The sequence below is a fragment of the Brevibacillus schisleri genome (assembly GCF_055685845.1).
In genome coordinates this window covers 1,553,922-1,566,128 of sequence record NZ_JBVNDM010000001.1, presented here as the reverse complement: position 1 = coordinate 1,566,128, position 12,207 = coordinate 1,553,922, and the positions used below count along the sequence as shown (strand labels likewise).

Below are 12,207 nucleotides of genomic sequence, written 5' to 3'. Positions count from 1 at the left end.
TCAACGGTTATTCGTAGCTATCATTTTTCTTCTTTGGCAGCGAAAAGCAGCTTTCGCACCCGCTCATCCCGCAGCCCCAATCCGCCCCACATTAAAATCGCGAGGTAGACAGCAAACAGTGTATGCGTAAAAAGCGGCGCATCGACACGGATCTGGGTCGCAATAACCCCACCGAAAAATCCAGTCAACAGAAGCGCACCCAAAACTGCTGTCCGGGGTATCGCATACAACACCGTTGATACAAGGGCGAGAATTCCAATCACACCAATGTGATGCTGCGCATAGCCGAGTACGAGGGTTCCCTCTACGACAGGAGCAGGCTGGATGAGTTTAAATACACCGTCAAAAAACATAAAAAGAATAACAAGTCCACTCATAATCCGTGCAATCCACAGACGTGTTTTCGAAATTTGACTCCGCATGGGGGTCCCACCTTTCATTTTTTTCCTAAGCAGATCGTAGCACATTCTATGCGGAGAGATTTCTTCTGAATTGCTCTTTTGGGGAATGTTCACTCGGTAACCTGTTTTTTGGGAGCAACAAAAAGAAGTGCCAGCCTGCGCGCCGACACTTCCTATTCCAGCTCTTATTGCAATTGTTGCACGTGATAGCCCTTGGCTTTCAAATGATCGATAACCATGCCTTTCATGGAGAAGTGGGCAGCACCGACCACGACAAAAGAAGTCGTTTCTCCTTTTTTCTCCAACACTTCTGCTAGTTTAATAGCCATGTTTTTGTCTCGCTCACCGAGCAGGCGCTGGTTCACTTCGCCTTCACCAAAATCGCCTTTCGTCGTCATGATCTGGGTAAAGCCATTGAGATCGCCTTCTACCCATTCCGTCTGCATATCTTTTAAGAGCTTTGTGCCTTCCTCCAGCCCTTTTTCGGTCATCGCACTATCTAAAATAATGTTCAATTCTTTCTCCTGCTGCTCAGCCGGTACACCTGACAGCAAGTCTGCTTGCAGCTTAATGCCTTCCAGCTCCTTAATCGGCTTCTCATCCAGCATCGCCTTCGTCAGGAAGTACCTGTCGATGCCAGTCAGCATCGCGAACTGAAGATCCGTTTCACCGTCTGCGTAGCCGAGCGTTGGCACAGACAACGCAATAGCAAATGGCTTGTAGGCATCAAAAGAATTGGCTGGCAGTTGCAGCTTTGCAAGCAATTTTTGCACCTTTTGGTACGTCTCAGCGGATACGTGATCCTTCAGTGTGGTGCCATCTGTGTATACCATCTTTTGTGTTAAATAGTCATTGTCACCGTTGATAATATCGGCTTCGACCCACAGTTCATCCGACTCTTCATACGCTTCCCGGATGTCTTTTTGCATCGGGTACATATCTGCGATCCCCATGTGAATCGAACCGAGCAAGTACATGGTATTTTTGCCATTAGTCACTTTCCACATGAGACCTTCGGCACCGCCGCCCACCGTATCGAATGCGAACTCGACCAGTCGACTCGCCATCACTGTCGCTTGTTCAACCGTGCTTGGCTGGTTCAGCTCCAGACCTGTGCTTGTCCCTTTGACCAAGCCTTTTTTCTTCATATAGTCAATCGGGTTATCCCCGGTCATTTCGAATGCTGCTGGCAATTCGTAGTTCGCCAGGAGTTTGTACAATGAAGTAATGACTGCTTCTCTCGTAATGACCTTATCAGTCGGAAAGGATAAGGAAGCGTTCTTTTTCTTCAATCCCAGAAGATCCAGCTTTTTCGTCGTTCCTTCCATCAACGAAATAAATTTGTCAGCAGGAATCGATTGCTGAAATGAACCATCTTCATACCACGCCAGTGGAAAAATTCCGTATTTCTCCCCTTCGTTCAACGTGGTCACCGACCAAGGGCTGATTACGGGAGCTACGGGAGTTTGCCCGTGAACCGGAAGCACATACCCTAGCAAAAGCGCCAAACTGAGTGCACCTGTACCTGCCCAACGAGTCAGTTTGCTCCAGCGTTTGTTTAATTTCATGAAACTTTCTCCTCTCGATTCTAAGCTGAATGATTTTATGCCATTCCATCTTAGTGGTAGATTATACCACAATCTTCTGGAAGAGATAACCGAATGATAGAAAAGAATAGAAAACAGGGCCTTTTTCACTATACATAAAAAGCAGCGACTCTGATCGTCAGGATCATGTTCATTACCATAAAAAAACTCACCCCCTATTTTACAGAAGGGTGAGTCCTTTTTCGAAATCGTTACTGAATGGATGCTTCTTCAATTTCTTTATACGCCCAATGACCAGGTGCGACATCCGGCCATCTTTGCGGACCAGCTTGGTTCTCTGGCACGCGATTCAGCACGCGATTGAGAATCGTTACGGCTTCGGCACGAGTCAGCGCTTTCTCTGGCTGGAAGGTGCCATCGGGGTAACCTGTCATGTAGCCTTTCGCAACAACCGCTGCAATAATTGGAGATGACCAGTGATCTCCCCTCACATCAAAGAAGGCAGTGCCCCCTCCTCCACCTTGCAAGGCCTTGTATTTATAGATGACCGCGGCTATTTCCGCCCGGGTAATGTTGGCCGATGGGCGGAATGTGCCATCGGGGTAGCCGCTCATCATACCCGCCGCACTTGCTTGATGAATCGGATTTACTGCCCAGTAGTTGTCGGCTACATCGAAGAACCTTCCCTTATTCACAGAAGACTGGCTCACCATTCCAGCGTTCAGTAAAATGGCCGCCATCTCCGCACGTGTCACCGTGCGATCCGGTTGAAACGTTCCGTTTGGATAGCCGTTGATATAGCCACGTTGGCTCTTACTTTTCTTATTGGTTGACGGGCGTTCCTCTTTCTTATCTGTAGAGCTGCCTCCCGTAAAAAAGCTGTTTGTCGGCGTGGTATAGGAACCTTTTTTACGGCCTTTGTCCCGATCCCGGTCTCTGTCCCGATGTTTGTCATCCTCTAGATCTCTCCACGCTTTCTTCAAATCGTACAGAGCATCGTCTACCTCCGACTGCGTGGCATGTGGATCGCCGATGACATCCCATGCTTGTTTGAGTGCATCTTCCAAATCACGCCAACTTGATCTGGTGTAGTCGTCTTTATCCAAGTCTTTGTCCTCGATCTCTTCGACTTTGGCTCTCAATTCTCTTTTATAGACCGCGTCATCCTGTCTCTTCAAATCTTGTCTTGCTTTGATCAGTTTCTCAAGGGCAACATCTACGACAATCTGGCTCGCATGCGGATCATCTAGCACAAAGTAAGCATTCCCTAGTCGATTCTGTAGCTCTTTCCAGCTGGCCCTTGTGTAATCTTTTTCTTGCAGCTTTTCTACTGCAATTTCCTCTACTTTCGTTTGCAGTTTACTCTTGTCGACTGTACCCTCCTGCTTCTTTAGCCCGTCTCTTGCTATGACTAACACGGACAAGGCACCATCAATTTCTGCTTGGGTGACGTTTGGCTTCGTCAGTACCGCTTTTGCAGCATCCAACGCATACACAAGCTTGCTCCAACTGTCTGGCGTATATTTTTCCTGGATTAAGTTCTCGGCGTTAATTTCATTGACTTTTCCTTGTAAGTGACGAAGATCTACAGTGGATTCTACCGCGGCAGGTGTTTCCTCTGCACTTGCTGCTTGGCTTACAGGCACGAATATCGATGCTTGGAAGATCAAGCAAAAGAGGCTAAAGAAAACAAGACTCGTTACGGCTCTGTGAAAACGTCCCAATTCCCATCCTCCGTTCTTTCCGATGACCTATCTGATCATCTTTTTTCCAACCATTTACATTGTATGATGGAGACCGATAAGAGGATTCATATTTTTAGAGGCCAAAAAACAAACAAAAAACCAAGTAGCCAATATCACAGCTGCTTGGTTTTTATTTTCTGATGCTAAGCAGAAACAGGTTTTTCCCGGCGTTGCTTTGTCTTGCCGGAGAACGAAAAATTTGTCCACATACGCAATAGTCGTTCCACTGGACCATAACGGAATCGTTTTAGATACAGTGGGCTTAAGAAAAGCTGTGCCACATAAATCACGATCGCTAATCCACAACCAGCCAATATCCCGATCTTTCCGAACCATCCGAGTCCATATCCATAGAAGATCGTCGTACAAATGACGGTTTGCAAAAGATAATTGGTTAAAGAGAGTTTCCCCACAGCTTCAAATCTTGGCAGCCAAGTTGATTCCGTGCCTCTGGAAAAGAACCAAACAAAGGCGAAAATGTAACCGATGGCAAGGATGTTTTCCCCCGTTATATCACCGACGCCACTCCACCAAGCTCCTGGCAGATACACATGTAGCGCTTTTAACAGAAGTCCCGCTGGCAAGAAGATCAGCATGTTTCGGAGATACGAGGTTCGTTCTTGCTCTGGCTTTTCGAACCACCTGCGCTTCGCAGCATGCATCCCAAAAAGAAACATGGGTGCGCTCATAAGCGGCGCGATCAATAGCAAAACAAACATCATGTATTCTGGCAAATCAAGCGGATCTTCGTTGCTTCTGTGATGCACGATCTCCTCGTACGTTCCCGTGCCGTAGACGGTCATGGTTTTGACCACATAGGCTTCCATACGGGCAGAATCGGTAATACTCGCAGGATCATTCGGATCATCTGGAGCAAGCCCCATTAAACTGACAAGGCAGAGTAAGACAATCCCCCAAATGAGTAGAGTTTTCGGTTTCCGGTTCATAAACAGCAACAAAAAGAAGCCCATCATGCCATAAAACCCCAAGATATCTCCTTCCCACAGGAAGTACGAATGAAGGAAACCAAGTCCGATCAGCATCAAAAACCTGCGGGTAAGGTAGCGTTTTTGTCTCAAGCCTTTGGTAGCCAAGCTTTGCTGCATTTTGATCATGCCAAAACCAAACATGAAGGCAAAAATCGGCATAAAGCTGCCTTCCACAAATATTTTCACAAGCTGATAAGCTGTCATTTCATAATTGGGGAGGGCGTACAAATCCATTTCTTGGCTTCCCCAAATCCCATACTGGAAAATCAGCATATTCGCCATCAAAATCCCTACTAAACTAAATCCCCGCAAGCCATCGATGATGCGAACGCGGTTCTGCTTTAGCTCCATGACAATCACCTCAAGCCTAATTGTAACGAGCTAAGCTTAATGGCTTCTAAATCGCACCTTACCGTTACCTTACTTTTACATTTATCGCAACTTGCGTATGATAGACGATCAGGAGAACTTCAACCGATCAAATATTTCGACGAATATTTTAGCGATGTTTCTGGCATCATCCATTCCACGATGATGCGTACCTTCGAGAGGGATATTTAACATTTGCAATGCCTTCCCCATCCCGACACCGCGCTCGGCTCCAATCATTTTGCCGTGTTGGTGCTTGATGCTGATATGGTGACGAATCCAGCTTGACGACACATTGTGTAATTCACAATCCATTTTCAATTGCTTTTTATCGTAGAAGCCCCATGAACAAAGGTGATACTCACTGCCTATCCAGTTTTGAAAGTGGCTGATTGCTTCACCAAAGCTCGGCGCTTGATCCACCTCTTTTTGAGAAATGGATGTTAATTTTTTGCAAAAGTCTGAGAGAATAGGGTTTAGCTTTGGCTTGATAAAAGTTTGAAACTCACCGATTACGGCAAGGTGCTCATTCAGCTTTACCGCTCCAATTTCTATGATTTCATTTTGTTTCGTCCTGTCGTTTTCCCAGCACGTAGCTTCCAGGTCAAAGATGATGTAATTCATAGTCATTCCTCCCACATAAAACATTTCATCATAAACCTTGTATGGTTTCTCTGCAAGTATACCAATTTTTTCCCTAAAAGCTACTACCGCCGGCAATTGCACCTTGTCCAACTTGAAGCAAACCAATGCCTCCTGCCCCTCGTCTGCACCCAATATTGATCTCATCTGCACCCGATATTGATTTCTCTCTTCTATGATTTGGCTATCTTGCAAGAAGGAGAAATTGAGAATGAAAATGGTACAACGATGGGTAAGTATTTTTCTGTCAGTGGCGATACTATCGGCTCTCGTCGCCTGTGGTGCGTCCGACGACAAGGGGCAGACTCAGCGCACTACGACACAGGCGCCTGCAGGTAGCTTTCAGGAATTGTTCGGCGGCAGCTTGTTCGTAGGCGACTCCATTATCGGAGGACTAACGAACGATGACCTACTACCTGAAGCGAACGTTATGGGGGGATTGGGCGGAACGGTCCAATCTACGCTGGACAACGTCGAAGAGATCACGAGCCGCAAGCCGTCCTATGTATTCCTGTCAATGGGACAGAACGATCTTGGGGAACTGCTAGAGGAAGCGGAGAAGACATTCGTACAGAAATACACGCGGCTGGTCGATCGTATAAGGGAACTCCTTCCGGCGACTCGCGTCTACATGCTGTCGATTACGCCGGTAGATACCGCATCGCCGTTCGGCTCGTCCATGAACCCGCAGATTGAAACATTCAACGCAGCCTTGCAGAAGATGGCCAAGGAGAAGGGAATCGACTACATTGACCTTGCCCCCATTTTCCGGCAGCACAAGATTCAATACGATGAAGACGGCTCTCATTTCACGAACGCATTCTACCCAATCCTGCTGAATTATTTGAAGGAGCGGACGGATCTGACCAATCAATCGCGCGGTCCGGCGCTCATCGATACGAACGAAGCCTACAAAGCAGCTTTCAAGCACAGTGTTTTCCTGGGGGATTCCATCTTGGGGGCGTTGTCCTATCTGAACAAAGTGGATTCGGCGAATGTCATCGCCCCGAGCGGCGCGACGCTCTCTCTCGCCCTCATGAATGTCGAGAAACTCGCCAGCCGGACACCGGAGCATGTATTCATTTTGCTGGGCAGCAATGACATTACATTGTCGGACAAGCAGGAATTCGTCGAGCGCTACCGCCAGCTGATCGACAGCATCAGAAACAAGGTACCGAAGGCCAAGCTCCACATCCTGTCGATCCCGCCAGTCGCCGAGGAAACCTTGAAGCAAGTGCCGCAGTATGCGAACATTACGGACTTCAATCAAGCGCTTGAACAGCTGGCCGATGAAGTCAAAGTCGATTACGTGGACCTGTCCCCCCTCTTCACAGCCAACAAAATCCAATACGCAGACAACGGCGTTCACTTCAAACCCCATTTCTATCCGCTGCTCCTGGACTTCTTGAAGGGAATTGTAAAGTAAGGAAATGGTCGTTTCGTTGGAAAGCGTCGAACAGCCCCCACCTTTTAACTAGGGTAGGGGCTGTGTATTTTAACATTTGACAAAGTGGTTCCTGTATCCATCCGTATTGATTTCCAGAGCATTTAGTTGTCCTCCAGAATAGCCACACCCGCCATCTATCCCTATTTTATCCCCTTCTGTTGAATACCAAATTTGATTAGGTTCTGGATTCGATTTTATTCTCGAAGTTGGGGTATGTCCAAATACCACAACTTTATCAATGCCTGTTGGACTTTCGATAAAATCCTCACCTATCCAGACAAAATCAGCAGGTGTTGTTTCTCGCCAATTCCCTGGAGAAACTCCTTCGTGTACAAAAATATGTCCCTCATCTTCAAAGTAATAGGGCAAATGATTGATAAAATCAATTTCTTCTTTACGCTCTACTTTGAGTGTTCTTTTAACAAGCTCTATATCGTTAAAAACTAAATCATTCACACCTTGAAGAAAGCTTTCTATTGCATTCATACCACCCATTTGATGTAGAAAAAATAAATCAAAGGAAGGGTTCCGAGAGTCTAAAAATTCAATCAAAGAATATTCATGATTCCCCATTAACGCAATTGCATCTTCTTCCTCCACCATTCTTTTTATCTCTGAAACAACTTTTAGGGATTCAGGTCCTCGACTTATATAATCTCCAATAAAAATAACTTGGTCCTGTATAGGCCTATAATTTACTTTTTCCAGTAGCTGCTTACGTACATGAAAATATCCATGGATATCACCAATAATAAATTTCCGTTTCATAGCTATCTCCTTCCCGCTTACTCTTATTATCCCATATTCAGATTCTTTTTCCGAAAACTAGCAACAATTTTGTCGATCATACGTACAACTCTTATAAGATACATCATTTAACAATGTAATCGAGGTGTTAACAAGCATGGAAGCATCAATCTCAATTGTCACCTACCGCCCTGAGCTGGCCGCAGCGGTCGCAGATATGTGGAATGCCAGCCGAGATAGCTGGGGAGGCGGAAATTCGATTACGACAGCCGAACAAATCAGACAAGAAGAAGCAGCATCTGACGCTATCACTGTCTATCTCGCAATGGAAGGTGAAACGGTCGTTGGTTATTGCAGCCTGGCCGAATATCGGGAAGATACCGGCGCCCTCTACATCCCGTTGCTCAATGTACGTCCCGACTATCACGGAAAAAAGGTCGGCCGGATGCTACTCTCATGTGCACTGGAAAAAACGATTGAGCTCGGCTGGCCGAGACTTGATCTGTATACATGGGCAGGAAACACGAAGGCTGTTCCGTTGTATAAAAAGTTCGGCTTTTTCTGGGAAGACCGGGACGACGCCACCCATCTGATGAACATGATTCCTTCTGTGCTCCGTACCGAAGCAATCGCCCATTATTTTGAAGAGCTTGACTGGTATCAGGACTCCACGCGGGAGATCGTCGTTGAGCCGGATGGACGCAAGGAAAACGGCTTTGATTACTTCACCTACTCCTGGGCAAAAGGAGAACAGAGCTTGCGCGTGGAGTTTGAGCGGCGCGGTCGAGGCATGCGCCTCATCGAGACAGAAGATTATCTCGTGTCCGCCGAAGTGGAAAAGCTGGAGCTGGTCTTTGGACGGGAGTATCAGATTCACTACCGAATCATCAACAAATCAGGCAAGCCGTTACAAATTTCGTTAAACGGGCAACCGAGCGACACGATCCGCTTTGATTATCAGCACGAGCTGGCTGTGACAGGGGAAACCACGCTGTCCGCAACCTTTTTTGTCGATCCAATCACAGAAGAGCAAAGCATCTGGCGCACCCATCCGCGTGTCTGCACCCACCTGCTGATCAACGGTAAGGCAGCTCTCTTTGAGGTAGGAATCCTTCCCAAGTTTCCTGCTACCCTTTCCTTGCATGTACCTGGCCTCTCCTATCCGGGACAGACAAAACTGTTTTATTTGGACGTGGAAAACAACTTTGCGGAAGAAGCGGAATTTTCATTCAATCTGCCCGCTTGCTCATTTTTCAGCTTACAAGAGCACCTTCACATACTGAAACTGTCCGGCAAAGAGCGCATGTCGCTTCCACTTAACGCTGACCTGTATGAACACGGCTTTTACGAAGCCAACGTACAGGTGGAGACAAAGCTCGCAGATGGCAGAGCGGTTTCTTTTGTCAAAAAAATCGGAGCTGCCTTTACCGGGCTAGGTGCGATGGTGTCGGGAGAAACGGAACAGGCTTGGCAAGTTCACCATGGCCGCCATTCGCTCTACTTGAACAAAGAAGATAATGAGATGACCGTTGTCGCCGGGACAGGCGGGGACCCAACCACTCTCTACTATCCCAAGCTCGGCAAACCGTTTTCCAGCGAGTTCTCGAAGAAGCGTGCCGAGAAAGTTGTGTTTATCGCTGAAAAGGGAGCGATCGGAATCCATGCGACGTATCTCTCCAGTGCCTACCCGCAAATAGCGTTAGTTAGCAAAACGCTCCTGTTCGGAGATGGCACTGTAGAACACGGATTGGAGATAGAAAACCACTCGGCTGACAAGCTGGCTGCTGAGCTTTGGCTTAACCAAGGCTTTCATCACAGTTTTCTTCGCCCCATTGTGCCGTACCAAGGTCGTTATGTTGAAACACCCTCCTCCTATGGTAGCGATATGGATTATTGGGATGCTGAGTTAGTCAGTGAAAACTGGCTGTTTACACAAGATGAAACAGCCCCATGGGGAATGTGCTGGCCTCCTGAATACCGTTTCGATATTCAAGGCTGGTACGTCACACTGGAAACCAATCTCGGCATGCTTGCCCCACATGAAAAAAAATCGTTCGGCCCAGTCCACTTCTCGCATGGTGGCTATGCCGACTGGAAAGAATTCCGCGCCTTTGCCCGTAAGGAACCTATGCCAGCAGACCTGATCTTGACCTCTCACCTGGAGTTGAGTGCGAATGGGCAAAATCCGTTTGTCTCAAGCACAGACGTGGCTGTACAGGTGAAAGAGTACAAGCAGCAGTACTTGGAAGGTGAACTGATGGCATCTCTTATGAGTGAGTCAGCCTCCGGACAAACGCAGAGTTTTACAGAAGATGAGGAAGAGACGGAATCTGGCTTCTCCTTCAAGACACCGGAAAAACCATATGACCTCGTGCAAGTAGAGGGACGTTTTGCTACGCATGTGTCGCATTTGCAGAGCGCCATTTTCCCAATCGGTCAAGGTAAGGTCATCCAGGAGCAAACAGTGGAAGAAGGACAGCAGGTCTATATCGCCGACAATGGACGATTGCGGATCAAAGCTGCTCCAGATTTTGCTCCGACACTCTACTCGCTTACAAGCAATGGGCAGGAGTGGCTGGACAGCGCCTTCCCTGAACGGAAGCCGAAATCTTGGTGGAATCCATGGACAGGTGGAATCGGCAACTATATGGAGGAGTTAAGTGCGTTTTCATTGGTTAAGGAAGAGCGTACTGCTTCGTTTGTCGAGCTAGTCGACAACAAGCAAAATGCGTGGCAGGGAATCAAGGTGAGCTACCATGTGAAAAAGCAGGAGAAGTATCGCGGGTTGACTTGCCACCAGTATTACTTGCTGCTGCCAGGAGTACCTGTCCTCTGTCATGCCGTAGAGATTGAGCAGAATACCGGAACGTACTTTGCTGGCAAAGAATTGGCCACTGACATCTTTTTGCAGACAGGAACCGTGGACGAGGCGGTATGGCTGAAAACGGTCGGTACAAACGGCGAGGAGCTCAATTACACGCTGGCACAAGGTGAATTGGATGTCCTTGAAGTCTCCGATTATGTCCTCGGGCGAGCTAACAGCAAGGATCAGATGCATATCGTTACTGACCTCGATACTGCGGACCTCCAAGTATACGCAAACAAAGAAGTGGCCGTAGCTTCTGTCATACGCGAACTGAATCTGCCAAACAACAGTACTACCTTTACTCCGCCAGTCTTTTTCCTGTTTGCCGACAACACGCTTCCATCGAATGCCTTATCTGACTTACGGGCGATTCGCTTTGCCAAATAAGGGAGGGCTTCACAATGAAAATCATTGATGCGCATATGCATTTATCCCATATCGAGGAATTCAAGCGGACGGCAGCTGAAAAATCGTTTGTCGATTACTCTGTCGCTGGTCTCTTGCAAGAATATGCCGAAAATGGCGTGGTTCTTGGGATAGGCATGGGCTTGACAGAGACTCAGCCAGACGGCTTTCCCGATGTGGAAGCACTCACTCCCATGGGACTAGACCTGTCAGACGAGTTGCCGCCACAGTTCGTCTACTGTCTGGGAATCAACCCGTTCAAGCTGGATGAAGCAGCAGTGGCACGCTTGGAAGCTGATTTGCAAAAAACCAACGTCGTCGGGTTGAAAATCTATTTGGGCTACTATCCCTTCTACGCCTATGATAGCGTCTACGATCCCGTCTATGCACTCGCTGCCAAATACCAGGTGCCTGTCGTCTTTCACACTGGCGATACGTACTCGGAGCGTGGGCTCTTAAAATATTCCCACCCTCTCACCCTGGACGAGGTGGCAGTGAAACATCGAGACGTCAACTTCATGATGGCCCATTTTGGCGACCCGTGGGTACTCGATGGGGCAGAGGTTGTTTATAAAAACCGCAATATGTTTGCAGATCTCTCCGGCTTAATGGTCGGTGACGCAGCCAATTGCAAGCGACTCGCGGAATCTCCTCTCTTCTTCTCCCATCTGCGCCACGCGATCACTTACTGTGATCATTTCGACAAGTTTTTGTTCGGAACAGACTGGCCTTTGGCACCAGTGAAGTCGTATATCCAGTTTGTACAGGACCTGATCCCAGCGGAATATCACGAGGATGTGTTTTACAAGACAGCATTGAAGGTGTTTCCCAAAATCAAGCCGTTAGTTGAGTAGACGATACAAATCCTAAATCCCATGTCTCTTCCTCTCGAAGAAACATGGGATTTTTCATTTGTTCAAGAAAACTTCTTCTATTTACGACAAAAAACGACAGTTTCCGTATTATGATACATATATGCGAGTTTACTTATACATCGTCAGGTTCGGACAACCATGACCCAAAGCTTTCGAGAGTAAAGAGATAGCAAG

The 12,207-nt window shown here is 47.4% G+C and carries 9 protein-coding genes; 3 read left to right on the top strand and 6 right to left on the bottom strand.

The annotated features are described in order from the left end of the window. Positions 1–20 precede the first annotated feature (20 nt). The 5 genes from ACUUHJ_RS07935 to ACUUHJ_RS07915 form a co-directional block, all read right to left on the bottom strand. Positions 21–422 carry a DoxX family protein gene (locus ACUUHJ_RS07935; protein ID WP_472298617.1) on the bottom strand — a complete coding sequence of 134 codons (402 nt, stop codon included), beginning with the start codon at positions 420–422 and terminating at the stop codon, positions 21–23. Positions 423–586: 164 nt separating this feature from the next. Next, positions 587–1,969: a TraB/GumN family protein gene (locus tag ACUUHJ_RS07930; protein ID WP_472298616.1), complete on the bottom strand. Its 1,383-nt coding sequence runs from the start codon at positions 1,967–1,969 to the stop codon at positions 587–589. Positions 1,970–2,199: 230 nt separating this feature from the next. Then, the gene (locus ACUUHJ_RS07925; RefSeq protein ID WP_472298615.1) at positions 2,200–3,672 is read right to left on the bottom strand and encodes an S-layer homology domain-containing protein; all 1,473 of its coding nucleotides are present in this window, start codon (positions 3,670–3,672) and stop codon (positions 2,200–2,202) included. 164 nt (positions 3,673–3,836) lie between these two features. Next, entirely contained in the window at positions 3,837–5,033 is a 1,197-nt protein-coding gene (locus tag ACUUHJ_RS07920) for a DUF418 domain-containing protein (RefSeq protein ID WP_472298614.1), read from the bottom strand. Positions 5,034–5,141: 108 nt separating this feature from the next. Beyond that, positions 5,142–5,675: a 3'-5' exonuclease gene (locus tag ACUUHJ_RS07915; protein WP_472301156.1), complete on the bottom strand. Its 534-nt coding sequence runs from the start codon at positions 5,673–5,675 to the stop codon at positions 5,142–5,144. A 193-nt stretch (positions 5,676–5,868) separates the two neighbouring features. On the opposite strand from ACUUHJ_RS07915, the gene ACUUHJ_RS07910 reads away from it, so the two are divergent. Further along, complete coding sequence (locus ACUUHJ_RS07910) at positions 5,869–7,119, top strand: GDSL-type esterase/lipase family protein (RefSeq protein ID WP_472298613.1); 1,251 nt, start codon at positions 5,869–5,871, stop codon at positions 7,117–7,119. A gap of 69 nt (positions 7,120–7,188) precedes the next feature. Here ACUUHJ_RS07910 and ACUUHJ_RS07905 read toward each other — a convergent pair whose 3' ends face one another. Then, complete coding sequence (locus ACUUHJ_RS07905) at positions 7,189–7,908, bottom strand: metallophosphoesterase (RefSeq protein WP_472298612.1); 720 nt, start codon at positions 7,906–7,908, stop codon at positions 7,189–7,191. Positions 7,909–8,044: 136 nt separating this feature from the next. Between ACUUHJ_RS07905 and ACUUHJ_RS07900 the strand changes: the two genes are divergently transcribed. Together ACUUHJ_RS07900 and ACUUHJ_RS07895 are read left to right on the top strand one after the other, a co-directional pair. Continuing rightward, complete coding sequence (locus ACUUHJ_RS07900) at positions 8,045–11,140, top strand: GNAT family N-acetyltransferase (protein ID WP_472298611.1); 3,096 nt, start codon at positions 8,045–8,047, stop codon at positions 11,138–11,140. A 14-nt stretch (positions 11,141–11,154) separates the two neighbouring features. Further along, on the top strand, positions 11,155–12,012 hold the full coding sequence (locus tag ACUUHJ_RS07895) for an amidohydrolase family protein (RefSeq protein ID WP_289676763.1): 858 nt from the start codon (positions 11,155–11,157) through the stop codon (positions 12,010–12,012). Positions 12,013–12,207: the final 195 nt, after the last annotated feature.